This is a genomic window from Curtobacterium sp. VKM Ac-1393 (genome assembly GCF_015350995.1).
Lineage (GTDB): Bacteria > Actinomycetota > Actinomycetes > Actinomycetales > Microbacteriaceae > Curtobacterium.
The window spans coordinates 349,640-364,727 of sequence record NZ_JADKRW010000002.1; the positions used below are offsets into that span (position 1 = coordinate 349,640).

The window sequence follows — 15,088 nt, forward strand, 5'->3', positions numbered from 1 at the left end:
ATGCCCTGAAAGGGATCACCGTGTCCTCGAAGACCGCCACCCGCCCACCCGATACCCGCGCCGCGCGCCGCCGGGTCTCACTCACCGACCGCATCGCGCTGCGCATCGGCATGTCGCTCATCATCTGGAGCCGGCGCACCCGCCAGGTCCGTCCGGTGATCGACCACGAAACGCGGCTGCAGCTCGACCGCGAGCGGCAGCAGCGCGAGAACGACTGGCTCACCCGGGGCGCCGCGCTCCTGATGTGGCGCTGACCGCACGACACTGCACCGTGCGGTGTGCGCCGATCGGTGCCGACCAGGTGGCTCGGTGCGAGGACACAACCTCGCACCGAGCCACCGTCGGCACCCCGTCCGACGCAACCCGCACCGTGCGCCGCACCGACGGCCTCGCACGGCGTGACCACCCCGGCACCGTGCGCCGTCGTGTCGGACGCACCCCGGGCCTCCCGTACCGTTGACGGGTGACCGAAACCGCAGCTGCACTCGTCGAACGCCTGACCGCCGTCGTCCCGGACTTCCCGAAGCCGGGGGTGCTGTTCCGTGACGTGACGCCGGTGTTCTCCGACGCCGTGGCGTTCGGCCGCGTGTGCGAAGCACTCGCTGCGCCGTTCGCGGTCGGCGCCGGGTTCGACGCCGTCGCCGGCATCGAGGCCCGCGGCTTCGCCCTCGCCGGCGGCATCGCCGCACAGCACCAGGTGGGCGTGCTCACCGTCCGCAAGGCGGGCAAACTGCCCGGTGAGGTCCTCAGCGAGCAGTATGCGCTCGAGTACGGCGAGGCCGAACTCGAGCTGCGCCCGGGCCAGCTCCCCGCCGGCACCCGGGTCCTCGTCGTCGACGACGTCCTGGCCACCGGCGGCACGGGTGCGGCCACCATCACGCTGCTCGAACGCGCGGGGTACCAGGCAGTGGGGTTCGCGGCGTTGCTCGAACTCGACGGCCTGAACGGGCGTGAGCGGCTCGAGCCCCGGCTGCCCGTCACCACGCTCGGCGCCGTGCCCGCCTGAGCGCCACGCTCGCACTAGTCTTGACGCACCATTTCGATCGAGGAGTCCCATCATCGTGACCGAGTCAGTCGCACCCGCGCCCGCAGAGCTTCCCCAGGCACCCGAGCCCCGGACCGCGACGACCACCACGACGGGCACCGAGCTCTTCGACGGTGAGCGCGGCGTCGTCGCGATCCGTGTCGACGGCGTCCTGAAGGACCTCGCGGCTGACGTCGCTGCCGGCGAGACCGCCGAGGCCGTCACCCTGCAGGAGCAGGACGGGCTCGACATCCTCCGCCACTCGGCCGCGCACGTGCTCGCGCAGGCCGTCCAGCAGATCAACCCCGAGGCCAAACTCGGCATCGGCCCGCCCGTCACCGACGGTTTCTACTACGACTTCGACGTCGCCGAGCCCTTCACCCCCGAGGACCTCAAGGCCATCGAGAAGGGCATGGACCGCATCGTCAAGCAGGCCCAGCGCTTCCGCCGCGTGGTCGTCTCGGACGAGCAGGCACGCGAGCTGATGGCGGGGGAGCCGTACAAGCAGGAGCTCATCGGGCTCAAGGGCGCGGCGACCGACGGCGACTCCGGCGAGAGCGTCGAGGTCGGCGCCGGCGAGCTGACGGTCTACGAGAACGTCGACCCGAAGTCGGGCGAGGTCGTCTGGCAGGACCTCTGCCGAGGCCCGCACGTCCCGCACACCCGCTGGATCGGCAACGCCGCGAAGCTCATGCGCGTCGCCGCGGCGTACTGGCGCGGCTCCGAGAAGAACCCGCAGCTGCAGCGCATCTACGGCACCGCTTGGCCCGACAAGGACCAGCTCAAGGCGTACCTCGTGCGCCTCGAAGAAGCAGCGAAGCGCGACCACCGCAAGCTCGGCGCCGAACTCGACCTGTTCTCGTTCCCGGACGAGATCGGGTCCGGCCTGGCGATCTTCCACCCGAAGGGTGGCATCATCCGCCGCGAGATGGAGGACTACTCGCGCCGTCGGCACGAGGAGAACGGCTACTCGTTCGTCTACACGCCCCACATCACCAAGGGCGACCTGTTCGAGACCTCCGGGCACCTCGGTTGGTACAAGGACGGCATGTTCCCGGCCATGCACATGGACGAGGCGAAGGACGAGGACGGCAACGTCACGCGTCAGGGTGCCGACTACTACCTCAAGCCGATGAACTGCCCGATGCACATCCTGGCGTACCGGTCGCAGCCGCGTTCGTACCGCGACCTGCCGCTGCGGATGTTCGAGTTCGGAACGGTCTACCGCAACGAGAAGTCCGGGGTCATCCACGGCCTCACCCGCGTGCGGGGCATGACCCAGGACGACGCGCACATCTTCACCACGCAGGAGAAGATGAAGGAGGAGCTGACCACGACCCTCGAGTTCGTGCTCTCGCTCCTGCGCGACTACGGCCTCGACGACTTCTACCTCGAGCTCTCCACCAAGGACCCGGAGAAGTACGTCGGTGACGACGAGGTCTGGGACGTCGCGACGAACACCCTGCGCGAGGTCGCGGAAGAGTCGGGGCTCGAGCTCGTGCCGGACCCCGCCGGGGCGGCCTTCTACGGCCCGAAGATCTCGGTGCAGGCCCGCGACGCCATCGGCCGCACGTGGCAGATGTCGACCGTGCAGCTCGACTTCAACCTGCCCGAGCGCTTCGGCATCGACTACACGTCGGCCGACGGCTCCCGCCAGCGCCCGGTGATGATCCACCGTGCCCTGTTCGGCTCGATCGAGCGGTTCTTCGGCGTGCTGACCGAGCACTACGCGGGGGCGTTCCCCGCCTGGCTCTCGCCGGTGCAGGTCGTCGGCATCCCCGTCGCGGCTGAGTACGGCGACTACCTCGACGAGGTCATCGCGAAGCTCCGCTCGCACGGCGTCCGTGCCGAGGTCGACCACTCCGACGACCGCATGCAGAAGAAGATCCGCACGCACACCAAAGCGAAGGTGCCGTTCCAGCTCATCGCTGGCGGCGACGACCGCGAGGCCGGTGCGGTGAGCTTCCGCTTCCGTGACGGGCGCCAGGACAACGCCGTGCCCGTGGACGAAGCGGTCGACCGCATCCTGACGGCGATCCGCGAGCGCGCGCAGGTCTGATGTCGGACGAGCAGGACCCGCTGGTCATCCGGGACGCCGCCACTGGCGCGGCCGTCCCGGATGCCTTCCAGCGCCTGTGGAACCCGCACCGGATGGCGTACATCGACGCCGGGCGCGAGGGCAAGGGTCGCGGACACGACGACGACTGCCCGTTCTGCGAGGCGCCGCGCAAGAGCGACGAGGACGCCCTCATCGTCGCCCGTGGCGAGCACGCCTACGTGCTGCTCAACCTGTTCCCGTACAACAACGGGCACCTGCTGGTCTGCCCGTACCGCCACGTGCCGCTGTACGACGAGGCCACGCCGGACGAGCTGCGTGAGATGGGCGAGTTGACCCAGACCGCGATGCGGGTCCTGCGTGCCGTCTCGCACTGCGACGGCTTCAACATCGGGATGAACCAGGGCGCGGTCGCCGGGGCCGGTGTCGCCGCGCACCTGCACCAGCACATCGTGCCGCGGTGGGAGTCCGACGCGAACTTCTTCCCGATCATCGCGCGGACGAAGTCGATGTCCCAGATGCTCGGGGACACCCGCCGACTGGTCGCCGAGGGCTGGCCGGCAGCGGACTAGACTGATCGGCATCATGAGCGACAGCACCAGCACCTCCGGCACCCCTGGCACCTCGATCACCGGCTCCGACCGCGTCAAGCGCGGCCTCGCCGAGATGCTCAAGGGCGGCGTCATCATGGACGTCGTCGACGCCGAGCAGGCGCGCATCGCGGAAGAGGCCGGCGCGACCGCGGTCATGGCCCTCGAGCGCGTCCCCGCCGACATCCGCGCACAGGGCGGCGTCGCCCGCATGTCCGACCCGTCGATGATCGAGGAGATCATCGCCGCCGTGTCGATCCCGGTCATGGCGAAGGCCCGCATCGGCCACTTCGTCGAGGCCCAGGTGCTGCAGGAGCTCGGCGTCGACTACATCGACGAGTCCGAGGTGCTGTCCCCGGCCGACTACGTGAACCACATCGACAAGTGGAAGTTCACCACCCCCTTCGTCTGCGGTGCGACCAACCTCGGCGAGGCGCTCCGTCGCATCACCGAGGGTGCGGCGATGATCCGCTCCAAGGGCGAGGCCGGCACGGGTGACGTGTCCGAGGCCACGAAGCACATCCGGACGATCAGCCGCGAGATCGCCGCATTGCGATACCTCAAGGAAGACGAGCTCTACGTCGCCGCGAAGGAACTGCAGGCGCCGTTCGACATCGTGCGCGAGGTCGCACACACCGGCAAGCTCCCCGTCGTGCTCTTCACCGCCGGTGGCGTCGCCACCCCGGCCGACGCCGCGATGATGATGCAGCTCGGCGCCGACGGCGTGTTCGTCGGCTCCGGCATCTTCAAGTCCGGCGACCCGGCCAAGCGTGCCGCCGCGATCGTGAAGGCCACGACCTTCCACGACGACCCCAAGGTCATCGCCGAGGTCTCGCGCGGTCTGGGCGAGGCGATGGTCGGCATCAACGTCGCCGACGTGCCCGCACCCCACCGCCTCGCCGAGCGTGGCTGGTAGCACGACGGGCACGCCGCGGCCCCGCATCGGGGTCCTGGCGCTGCAGGGCGACTTCCGCGAGCACATCGCCTCGCTGACGGAGCTCGGCGCCGACGTGGTGCCGCTCCGCCGGCCGGAGGAGATCGAGGCCCTCGACGGTGTCGTGATCCCCGGTGGCGAGTCGAGCGTGATGGACAAGCTGTCCCGCGCGTTCGGCGTCGCCGAGCCCCTGGCAGCGGCGATCCGCGGTGGTCTGCCCACGTACGGCACCTGTGCCGGGATGATCATGCTGTCGTCGCGGATCACCGACGGCATCAGCGGGCAGCAGACGCTCGACGTGCTCGACACCACAGTGCGGCGGAACGCCTTCGGCAGCCAGAACGACTCGTTCGAGATCGACGTGCCGATGCCCGAGCTCGGCGATGCCCCGGTGCACGCGGTGTTCATCCGCGCGCCCGTGGTGGAACAGCACGGCCCCGGGGTCCAGGTGCTCGGCGCACTGCCGGACGGCCAGGTCGTCGCGGTCCAGCAGGGCAACGTGCTCGCGAGTGCGTTCCACCCCGAGGTCGCCGGCGAGGACCGCTTCCACCGCCGCTTCCTGGCGATGGTGCGCGGCGCCTGACGCGCGACCACACGCCCGGCCGGAACCGGCGGGGCGGGGGCGCGCCGGGCCTCCCGGCTGGGTAAACTGACCCCGACTTTCCGCAAGACGCAAGGAGAACCGTGTCCGGGCATTCCAAGTGGGCGACGACCAAGCACAAGAAGGCCGTCATCGACGGCCGCCGTGCCAAGTCGTTCGCCAAGCTCATCAAGAACATCGAGGTCGCCGCGAAGATGGGCGGCGCCGACCTGTCGGGCAACCCGACGCTGGTCGACGCGATCCAGAAGGCCAAGAAGACCTCGGTGCCGAACGACAACATCGACCGCGCCGTCAAGCGCGGTGCCGGCCTGACCGGTGAGTCGATCGAGTACACGACGATCATGTACGAGGGCTACGCCCCGAACGGCGTCGCGATGCTGATCGAGTGCCTCACGGACAACAAGAACCGTGCAGCGGCCGAGGTCCGGACGGCGATGTCCCGCAACGGCGGCACCATGGCCGACCCGGGCAGCGTCGCCTACAACTTCTCGCGCAAGGGCGTCATCTCGGTCACGAAGACCGACGGCCTCGACGAGGACACCGTCATGACCGCCGTGCTCGACGCCGGTGTCGAGGACGTCATCGACCAGGGCGGCGGCTTCGAGATCATCACCGAGGCCAGCGACCTCGTCGCGGCCCGCACGGCCCTGCAGGACGCCGGCATCGACTACGACTCGGCCGACGCCGAGTTCGTCCCCGGCCTCAAGGTGCCGGTCGACGCCGAGACCGCCCGCAAGGTGTTCCGCCTGATCGACGCGCTCGAGGACAGCGACGACGTGCAGAACGTCTACGCGAACTTCGACGTGCCGGCGGACGTCCAGGCCGAGCTCGACGAGGACGAGGGCGAGTAGCCGTGCTCCGCGTGCTCGGGGTCGACCCCGGGCTCACCCGCTGCGGCGTCGGCGTCGTCGAGGTCGCAGCGAACCGGCGCGCACGGCTCGTCCACGTGACGGTCGTGCGCACCCCCGCGGACATGCCGCTCGAGCAGCGGCTGCTCCGCATCGCCGACGGCATCGCCGCCGAGATCGACGAGCACCGGCCCGACGCGGTCGCCGTCGAGCGTGTGTTCGCCCAGGCGAACGTCCGCACGGTGATGGGCACGGCGCAGGCGGCCGGCCTGGCGTTGCACGCCGCCGCGGCACGCGGGCTGCCCGTCGGGCTGCACACCCCGTCCGAGGTCAAGGCCGCCGTCACCGGCTACGGCAACGCCGACAAACGCCAGGTGCAGACGATGATCGCGCGCGTGCTCGGGCTCGACGAGGCCCCGAAACCGGCCGACGCCGCCGACGCGCTCGCACTGGCCGTGTGCCATGCCTGGAGACTCGGGTCACCTGACGCGGGCGGCTCACGTGTCACGAACCTCACCCCGGCACAGCGCGCGTGGCGAGACGCGCAGGGCGGCGACGTCGACAGCCCACTCGCGCGGGCGGCCGCTGCCGCGGCCCGACCGCGTGGCTCGTCGGCCGCGTCGGTGGGCGGCCGTAGGCTCGGAGCATGATCGCGAGTCTCCGGGGCACCTGCATCGACATCGCCGGTTCCGGCGTGGTGATCGAGGCCGGCGGTGTCGGCTACGCGGTCACCGTGACCCCCGCGCACGCGCTCACGATGCGCCACGGGTCAGAGGTGTTCGTGCGCACGGCCATGATCGTGCGTGAGGACGAGCACCTGCTCTTCGGTTTCGCGTCCACCGACGCCCTGCAGGTGTTCGACCTGCTGCGGAGCGTCACCGGCGTCGGGCCGAAGTCCGCGATGGGGGTGCTGGCCCACATGGACCCCGCCCAGGTCGCGAACGCCGTCGCGACGGACGACGACGGCGCCTTCCGCAAGGTGTCCGGCATCGGCCCGAAGACCGCCAAGCTGATCATCCTCGCGCTCACCGGCAAACTCGCCGCGTTCGAGCAGGCCGCCGTGGTGACCGCCGGTTCCGGCAGGGCCGCGCACCCCGCCGCGACGGACGTCGTCTCCGCGCTGATCGGCCTGGGCTGGCGTGAGGACGCTGCCCAGACCGCCGTCGACGACACCATCGCGCACGAGCCCGGTGCCGCCGCGATGGGCACGCAGGCGCTCCTCCGTGCTGCGCTCGGGGCGCTCCGGCCCGCCGGTGCCGGCCGGTGAGCGGGATCACCGCCGCCGGTGCCGAATCGCAAGAGGAACTCGCCTTCGAAGGCGCGCTCCGGCCGCGGTCGCTCGACGAGTTCGTCGGACAGCGCAAGGTCCGCGGGCAGCTCGACCTGCTGCTCAAGGCGGCCGGGCTGCAGGAGCGCACGCCGGACCACATCCTGATGGCGGGCCCTCCCGGGCTCGGCAAGACCACCCTGGCGATGATCGTCGCGCACGAGACCGGCAGGCCCCTGCGGATGTCCAGCGGCCCGGCGATCCAGCACGCGGGCGACCTGGCCGCGGTGCTGTCCTCGCTGGTGCCGGGCGAAGTCCTGTTCATCGACGAGATCCACCGGATGGCGCGCTCGGCAGAAGAGATGCTCTACCTGGCGATGGAGGACTTCCGGATCGACGTCATGGTCGGCAAGGGTGCCGGCGCGACGAGCATCTCGCTCGACCTCGCGCCGTTCACCCTCGTTGCTGCCACCACCCGGGCCGGCCTGCTCCCGAACCCGCTCCGCGACCGCTTCGGCTTCACCGCGCACCTCGAGTTCTACGAGAAGGACGAACTCGAGCAGGTCCTGATCCGAGCGGCCCACCTGCTCGAGCTCGACATCGACCGGACGGCCCTGCGCGAGATCGCCGGGCGGTCCCGGGGCACCCCGCGCATCGCGAACCGACTGCTCCGACGTGTCCGTGACTACGCACTCGTGCACCGCACCACCGACGGCATGACGGCCGTCCAGGGGGCCCTCGACCTGTACGACGTCGACGAACTCGGGCTGGACCGCCTCGACCGCGCCGTGGTCGAGATCATGCTGACCCGGTTCGACGGCGGCCCCGTGGGGCTGAACACCCTCGCGGTCTCCGTCGGCGAGGAGTCCGAGACCATCGAATCGGTCGTCGAGCCGTTCCTCGTCCGGGTCGGTCTGGTCACGCGCACGCCGCGCGGCCGCATCGCCACACCGGTCGCGTGGCGGCACCTCGGGCTCACCCCCGGGCAGGGCGTCGGACCGCTGCCGGGCCTGTTCGACGACACCGAGACCACCGACTAGCGGCCGATCGGTCGGGTGACATGCCACGCACAGTGGCGTGCCCTAGACTGCTACGGCCCGAAACCGAGCAACCAGAGAAGGCAACTGCATCATGGGTCAAGAAGTCATCCTCATCGTCATCGTCGTGGCGTTCGCGGCCTTCATGTTCTACAACAGCCGCAAGCGCAAGAAGCAGCAGGGCGAGCTCGCCACCAAGATGGTGCCGGGTGCGCGTGTGATGCTGTCCTTCGGCCTGTACGGCACGCTCCTCTCCGTCGACGACGAGAAGGTCACCGCCGACGTGGAGATCGCACCGGGCACGGTCGTCACGGTGCACCGCCAGACCCTCTCGCGCGTCGTCGACGACAGCGCGTCGGACATCGAGACCACCGCGACGCCGGAGGACGAGGCCAAGCCCGTCGCCGAACTCAACGGTGAGCCGGTCTACGGCGAGCGGGTCGAGGACACCGACGTCTCGAAGCGCAAGTCCGACGACTGATGCACTCGGCCGCCGGGTCGTCTGACCCGGCGGCTTCCCTCTGCCGTCGTGCCTGAGCGCCGATGGTCCTGAACAGAAAGACGAGACGACCGGTGGCACGATCGACACCCGTCAAGAAGGCGCTGCGCTCGCTCACCTGGTTGGTGATCCTGATGGCGATCCTCGCCGGCCTGAACACCGCCGCGTCGATCCTCGCCGGCAGCTCGAAGGACGACACGGACAAGTGGTACCAGGGCGCGAGCTGGGTACCGGAACTCGCACTCGACCTGCAGGGCGGCACACAGCTGACCCTGGCGGCACAGAACACCGAGGGTGACTCGGTCACCTCGCAGCAGCTGCAGCAGGCGGTGGAGATCATCCGCCAGCGCATCAACGCCACCGGCGTATCCGAGACCGAGATCAACACGCAGGGTGCGAACAACATCGTCGTGTCGATCCCCGGCCGGCCGGACAAGGCCACCATCGACCGGATCGAGGCTGCGGCCAAGCTGACGTTCCGCCCCGTGCTCTTCACCGAGGCGGCGACGAACTCGGCCGTCGGTGCCGACGGCAAGTCCACCGCCTCGCCCACGCCGTACTCGCCCCCAGCCTCGCTCGCAGCGACACCCAGCGCGAAGCCGACGAACGCCAGCGACGTCAACTGGATCACCCCGGCGCTGCAGGACCTCTACACCAACTACAACTGCGCGGCCCCGGACGACGTCACGGCGGCCCCGGACGACGAGCCCCTCGTCACCTGCGACCAGGACGGCGCGTCGAAGTACATCCTCGGCCCGGTCGAGGTCTCCGGTGCGAACATCAGCAACGCCACCTCCGGCCTCGCCACCGACTCGCAGGGCACCTCGACGGGCCAGTGGGCCGTCAACCTGACGTTCGACGGCCAGGGCACGAAGGACTTCCGCACGGTCACCAACCGTCTCGTGTCGCTGCAGCAGCCGCAGAACCAGTTCGCGATCGTCCTGGACGGATCGGTCATCACCGCCCCGACCACGAACTCCGCGATCACGAACGGCAAGGCGCAGATCACGGGCTCGTTCACGGCCGAGTCGTCGAAGACCCTCGCCGACCAGCTGAAGTACGGCGCCCTGCCGATCAACTTCCAGGTGCAGTCGAACGAGAACATCTCCGCGACGCTCGGCACCGCCCAGCTCATCGGTGGTCTCGTCGCCGGCCTGATCGGCCTGATCCTGGTGATCATCTACTCGGTCATCCAGTACCGCGCCCTGGCGTTCGTCACGGTGCTGTCCCTCGGCATCGCCGCGGTGCTGACCTACCTGGTGATCGCGATCATGTCGTGGCGCGTCGACTACCGCCTGTCGCTGGCGGGTGTGGCCGGTCTGATCGTGGCGATCGGCATCACGGCGGACTCGTTCATCGTCTACTTCGAACGCATCCGCGACGAACTCCGTGACGGTCGTGCGCTCGAGAGCGCGGTCGAGTCCGGGTGGAAGCGTGCGCTCCGCACCATCCTCGCCTCGGACGCGGTGAACTTCCTCGCCGCCGTGACCCTCTACGTGCTCGCGGTCGCCGACGTGAAGGGCTTCGCGTTCACGCTGCTCCTGACGACCCTGATCGACGTCGTGGTGGTGGCACTGTTCACCCACCCGATGATGCAGCTCATCTCCCGCACCCGGTTCTTCGGCGAGGGACACCGGTTCAGCGGGCTCGATCCGTCGGCGCTCGGAGCCGTCTACAAGGGCCGTGCGCAGTTCCGCGCCCCGGTCGTGGACGGCAAGCGCCAGCGCAGTGCCGGTGAGGCGCAGCGCCGACAGACGATCGCGGAGCGGAAGGCCCAGCAGGCCTCCGGCGACAACGGCTCCACGCCGGACGGGAAGGACGACTGATGGCCAGCTTCAGCCAGTTCGGTAGCGACCTCTACACGGGGAAGCGGTCGTACGACATCATCGGGCGCCGCAAGACGTGGTACCTCATCGCGCTCATCATGATCGTGATCTCGCTCGCGACGCCGTGGCTGCGCGGCGGGTACCAGCTCGGCATCGAGTTCACCGGTGGCTCCGAGTTCACCCTGTCGGACGTCAAGAACACCGACCAGAGCATCGCGACCGACACCGTCGAGCGCGTCGTCTCGGACGAGATCCCGCGCGTCTCGCAGCTCGGCACGCACGGCATCCGCGTGCAGACCGGCCAGCTCACCGACCGGCAGACGACCGAGGTGCAGGACGCCCTGGCGAAGGCCTACGACGTGCCGGAGAGCCAGGTCGCCGCAACGTTCATCGGTGCCACGTGGGGTGCCGACGTCCTGGCGCAGGCGATCCGCGGTCTGGTGATCTTCCTCGCCCTGGCCGCCGTGTTCATGACGCTGTACTTCCGCACTTGGAAGATGTCGCTGTCCGCGATGGCCGCGCTGCTGCACGACCTGCTCATCACGGCGGGCGTCTACGGCATCGTCGGGCTCGAGGTCACGCCGGCAGCCGTGATCGGCTTCCTGACGATCCTCGGCTACTCGCTCTACGACACCGTGGTGGTCTTCGACAAGGTGCGTGAGAACACCGCGCAGGAGTCGATCCGCACGTTCAAGCAGTCGGTGAACCTCGCGGTGAACCAGACCCTCGTCCGCTCGATCAACACCTCGGTCGTGGCGCTGCTGCCGGTCGCGGCGATCCTCTTCATCGGGTCCTACGTGCTCGGTGCCGGGACGCTCCGCGACATCTCGCTCGCCCTGTTCATCGGCATCATCGTCGGAACCTACTCGACGATCTTCATCGCCTCGCCGATGTACGCGCACCTGCGTGAGAACGAGCCGAAGGTCAAGCAGGCCGACGCGAAGAAGACCGCGGCCGCCGAGAAGCGCCAGCGCGAGGTCGACGCCGACGCGAAGGCGACCGCCTGATGCCCGTCGAGATCACCGAGGTCGACGTCGCCGAGGCGCGGCGTCGTCTCGGCTCCGGCTCGCGGCTGTTCGACGTCCGCGAGCAGGGGGAGTGGGACGAGGTCCACGCTCCCGAGGCCACGCTCGTACCGATGTCCGAGCTGGTGAACCGGTGGCAGGAGATCGACGGCGGCGACGAGCCCGCGATCATCATCTGCCACTCGGGCGCCCGCTCGGCCCGGGTCGTCGCGGCGCTCGAGCAGTCCGGCGTCTCCGCGGTGAACCTGACCGGCGGCATGGTCGCCTGGGAGCAGTCCGGCGCCCCGGTGGTCCGCGACGCCCAGGGCGAACCGGGTCACGAGCACTGACCGGACGCGCGTAGTGTTGTCGGATCGAGCTCGGATCGAGCTCTGGGACCGAGTCCTGGGAGGCGCATCATGACGGACACCCGTGAAGAACCGTCCGCGCCGAGTCGCCCCGGCTCAGCCCAGCAGCCCACGAGTCCGCTCGGGCCGAACACCACCGGCAACCTCGGTTCGCTGCGGTCGCTGCTGCCCCGCCTGTTCTCGCGTGCGCAGCCCGCCGGTGCCGTCGACACCCTGATCCGCACCGTGCGCTCGCACCATCCGAAGGCCGACGTCACCCTCATCGAACGGGCGTACTCGGTCGCCGAGCGTGCCCACGACGGGCAGAAGCGCAAGTCGGGTGAGCCATACATCACGCACCCCGTCGCGGTCGCGCAGATCCTGGCCGACCTCGGCATCGGGCCGATCACGATCGCCGCAGCGCTGCTGCACGACACCGTCGAGGACACCGACTACCAGCTCGACCAGCTGCAGGTCGACTTCGGCGACGAGATCGCGATGCTGGTCGACGGCGTGACGAAGCTCGACAAGGTCAAGTACGGCGACAGCGCCCAGGCCGAGACCGTCCGCAAGATGGTCATCGCGATGTCGAAGGACATCCGCGTCCTCGTCATCAAGCTCGCCGACCGCCTGCACAACGCCCGCACGTGGGGCTTCGTCGAGTCGTCCTCCGCCACCCGCAAGGCGAAGGAGACCCTCGAGATCTACGCGCCGCTGGCGCACCGGCTCGGCATCCAGATGATCAAGCTCGAGCTCGAGGACCTGTCGTTCGCGGTCCTGCACCCGAAGCTCTACGTCGAGATCGACAGCCTGGTCAAGGAGCGCCAGCCGAAGCGCGAGCAGTTCGTCCAGAACGTCATCGGAACGCTCAAGAAGGACCTGAAGGCCGCGAAGGTCCGCGGCGAGGTCATGGGCCGGCCGAAGCAGTACTACTCGATCTACCAGAAGATGATCGTGCGGGGTCGCGAGTTCGACGAGATCTACGACCTCGTGGGCATCCGGGTCCTCGTGCCGACGGTGCGCGACTGCTACGCCATGCTCGGCTCGGTGCACGCGCGGTGGACTCCGCTGCCCGGCCGCTTCAAGGACTACATCGCGACGCCGAAGTTCAACCTGTACCAGTCGCTGCACACCAGCGTGCTCGGGCCGCAGGGGCGTCCGGTCGAGATCCAGATCCGGACGCACGAGATGCACCAGCGGGCCGAATTCGGCGTCGCCGCGCACTGGAAGTACAAGCAGCGCGCCGCCGGGCGGGACGTCGGGACCTCGTCGACCACCGACGACCAGGACATGGCGTGGCTCGCCCACATCACCGACTGGCAAGCGGAGACGAGCGACCCCGGCGAGTTCCTCGACTCGCTGCGCTACGAGATCGGCGCGAAGGAGACCTACGTCTTCACGCCGCAGGGCAAGGTCATCGGGCTGCCTGCCGGCGCCACCCCGGTCGACTTCGCCTACGCCGTGCACACCGAGGTCGGGCACCGCACGATGGGCGCCAAGGTCAACGGCCGGTTGGTGCCGCTCGAGAGTTCGCTGTCGAGCGGTGACGTCGTGGAGATCTTCACGTCGAAGAACCCCGACTCCGGTCCGTCGCAGGACTGGCTGAAGTTCGTCAAGAGCCCCAGGGCCCGCAACAAGATCAAGCAGTGGTTCACCAAGGAGCGCCGCGAAGAGGCCATCGAGCAGGGCCGCGACGCCATCGCCCGTGCGGTGCGCAAGCAGAACCTGCCGCTCCAGCGGATCATGAGCCAGGACACCATCGCCGAGGTCGCCTCGTCGATGCGGTACGACGACGTCTCGGCGCTGTACGCGGCTGTCGGCGAGGGCCACGTGTCGACCCAGTCGGTCATCGAGAAGGTCCTGGGCAGTGTCCAGAGCGACACCGAGACCGACGAACCGGAGCTGACGTTCCCACGCCAGGTCACGAGCCGTCAGCTGCGCACGAGCGACAGCGGCGTGCTGGTCCGCGGTGCCCCGGACATCCTCGTGAAGCTCGCGAAGTGCTGCACACCGGTGCCGGGGGACCAGATCGTCGGGTTCATCACCCGGGGTCAGGGCGTCTCCGTCCACCAGTCGTCGTGCACCAACGTGAAGTCGCTCATGAACGAGCCCGACCGCATGATCGAGGTCGAGTGGGCCCCGTCGTCGAAGTCGGTGTTCCTGGTGCAGATCCAGATCGAGGCGCTCGATCGGTCGGGCCTGCTCAGCGACGTCACCCGTGTGCTGACCGACCACCACGTCAACATCCTGTCCGCGACCGTGTCGACGTCGTCCGACCGGCTCGCCCTCAGCCGCTTCGTGTTCGAGATGGGCGACACCATCCACCTCGACCGGGTGCTCAACGCCGTCCGTCGCATCGACGCCGTGTACGACGTGTACCGCGTCAGCGCGGGCTGAGGAGCCCACACGGACAGTACGGCGTCAGCACGGGACGAGCAGCCCGCGCAGTCGTCGCTCGGCCTGCCGCACCATCGGGATCGTCCCGAGGCCGCGAAGGCGCGCGAGGAGCTCGTCGGCGGTCACCACGCCGATCGCCAGCAGGCCAGCGACGGCGTCGCTGCGGTCCGAGCTCGTCGGTCCGGGTGCGCGGAGCAGGTCGATGGCGGTGCGCGCCGGCGTGGTCACGGCGGTTCCGGCAGCGCCCAGCCGCACCACGTCGTCGGGTGGGAGCGCGACCTCGCGCAGGCGCACCGTGGGCCGCACGGTGATCCGCAACTGCGGCGAGACACTCGCGTCCACGGGGTCCGGCGGCCGTGACGACGCGCCCCAGATCCACGCGGCGGTGCGTCCTGCGGCCACCAACCGGGCATCGCCGAGCACCCACGCCACCGCGGTGGCTCGGAGGGCGGGGTCCTGCGGTGTGGCGGGGGAGGCCCAGCACGGCCCGACGGGTACCAGCTCGCCGGCGAGCACGGCTGCCCGGAGCTCCGCCTCGGGCCAGTCGTCCGTGGTCAGGAGACGGGAACCGGGCACCCCGTCATCCTGCCGGACTCGGGCACCCGCCCGACACCCCCTGTGGACAGCCCGGCCCGGCCCGGACACACCGGCGCGGCCG

Annotated in this window: 16 protein-coding genes; 15 read left to right on the forward strand and 1 reads right to left on the reverse strand. The window is 69.6% G+C overall.

Features of this window, described 5'->3' with window-relative positions; all coding sequences use genetic code 11:
• The first annotated feature begins 20 nt into the window (after positions 1-20).
• The 15 genes from ITJ59_RS05490 to ITJ59_RS05560 all read left to right on the forward strand — a co-directional run bounded on the left by ITJ59_RS05490 (position 21) and on the right by ITJ59_RS05560 (position 14,430).
• A complete protein-coding gene (locus tag ITJ59_RS05490) occupies positions 21-254 on the forward strand; it encodes a hypothetical protein (protein WP_194650114.1) in 234 nt (77 codons plus the stop codon).
• Between the two features lie 209 nt (positions 255-463).
• Positions 464-1,006: an adenine phosphoribosyltransferase gene (locus ITJ59_RS05495; protein ID WP_123292807.1), complete on the forward strand. Its 543-nt coding sequence runs from the start codon at positions 464-466 to the stop codon at positions 1,004-1,006.
• Positions 1,007-1,061: 55 nt separating this feature from the next.
• Positions 1,062-3,083 carry a threonine--tRNA ligase gene (thrS, locus tag ITJ59_RS05500; RefSeq protein WP_194650115.1) on the forward strand — a complete coding sequence of 674 codons (2,022 nt, stop codon included), beginning with the start codon at positions 1,062-1,064 and terminating at the stop codon, positions 3,081-3,083.
• Positions 3,083-3,652, forward strand: a complete 570-nt coding sequence (locus ITJ59_RS05505; protein WP_194650116.1) for an HIT family protein — start codon at positions 3,083-3,085, stop codon at positions 3,650-3,652. Before thrS ends, ITJ59_RS05505 begins: the two co-directional genes overlap by 1 nt.
• Before the next feature lie 13 nt (positions 3,653-3,665).
• Positions 3,666-4,586 (forward strand): pyridoxal 5'-phosphate synthase lyase subunit PdxS, encoded by a 921-nt coding sequence (gene pdxS / locus ITJ59_RS05510; RefSeq protein WP_194650117.1) that lies wholly within the window; start codon positions 3,666-3,668, stop codon positions 4,584-4,586.
• Entirely contained in the window at positions 4,576-5,187 is a 612-nt protein-coding gene (pdxT, locus tag ITJ59_RS05515) for a pyridoxal 5'-phosphate synthase glutaminase subunit PdxT (RefSeq protein WP_194650118.1), read from the forward strand. The genes pdxS and pdxT overlap by 11 nt, the downstream gene beginning before the upstream one ends.
• 101 nt (positions 5,188-5,288) lie before the next feature.
• Positions 5,289-6,056 carry a YebC/PmpR family DNA-binding transcriptional regulator gene (locus ITJ59_RS05520; protein WP_111084044.1) on the forward strand — a complete coding sequence of 256 codons (768 nt, stop codon included), beginning with the start codon at positions 5,289-5,291 and terminating at the stop codon, positions 6,054-6,056.
• A 2-nt stretch (positions 6,057-6,058) separates the two neighbouring features.
• The gene (ruvC, locus tag ITJ59_RS05525) at positions 6,059-6,703 is read left to right on the forward strand and encodes a crossover junction endodeoxyribonuclease RuvC (protein WP_194650119.1); all 645 of its coding nucleotides are present in this window, start codon (positions 6,059-6,061) and stop codon (positions 6,701-6,703) included.
• On the forward strand, positions 6,700-7,320 hold the full coding sequence (ruvA, locus tag ITJ59_RS05530) for a Holliday junction branch migration protein RuvA (RefSeq protein ID WP_194650120.1): 621 nt from the start codon (positions 6,700-6,702) through the stop codon (positions 7,318-7,320). Before ruvC ends, ruvA begins: the two co-directional genes overlap by 4 nt.
• Positions 7,317-8,360: a Holliday junction branch migration DNA helicase RuvB gene (gene ruvB, locus ITJ59_RS05535; protein ID WP_194650121.1), complete on the forward strand. Its 1,044-nt coding sequence runs from the start codon at positions 7,317-7,319 to the stop codon at positions 8,358-8,360. The genes ruvA and ruvB overlap by 4 nt, the downstream gene beginning before the upstream one ends.
• A 91-nt stretch (positions 8,361-8,451) precedes the next feature.
• Positions 8,452-8,838, forward strand: a complete 387-nt coding sequence (locus tag ITJ59_RS05540) for a preprotein translocase subunit YajC (protein ID WP_194650122.1) — start codon at positions 8,452-8,454, stop codon at positions 8,836-8,838.
• Between the two features lie 92 nt (positions 8,839-8,930).
• Entirely contained in the window at positions 8,931-10,682 is a 1,752-nt protein-coding gene (gene secD / locus ITJ59_RS05545; protein WP_194650123.1) for a protein translocase subunit SecD, read from the forward strand.
• On the forward strand, positions 10,682-11,689 hold the full coding sequence (gene secF, locus ITJ59_RS05550) for a protein translocase subunit SecF (protein ID WP_194650124.1): 1,008 nt from the start codon (positions 10,682-10,684) through the stop codon (positions 11,687-11,689). The genes secD and secF overlap by 1 nt, the downstream gene beginning before the upstream one ends.
• On the forward strand, positions 11,689-12,036 hold the full coding sequence (locus ITJ59_RS05555) for a rhodanese-like domain-containing protein (protein ID WP_194650125.1): 348 nt from the start codon (positions 11,689-11,691) through the stop codon (positions 12,034-12,036). The genes secF and ITJ59_RS05555 overlap by 1 nt, the downstream gene beginning before the upstream one ends.
• Before the next feature lie 69 nt (positions 12,037-12,105).
• Complete coding sequence (locus ITJ59_RS05560) at positions 12,106-14,430, forward strand: RelA/SpoT family protein (RefSeq protein WP_228511075.1); 2,325 nt, start codon at positions 12,106-12,108, stop codon at positions 14,428-14,430.
• Positions 14,431-14,454: 24 nt separating this feature from the next.
• On the opposite strand, the gene ITJ59_RS05565 is transcribed toward ITJ59_RS05560, so the two are convergent.
• Positions 14,455-15,006 (reverse strand): hypothetical protein, encoded by a 552-nt coding sequence (locus ITJ59_RS05565; protein ID WP_194650126.1) that lies wholly within the window; start codon positions 15,004-15,006, stop codon positions 14,455-14,457.
• Positions 15,007-15,088 lie beyond the last annotated feature (82 nt).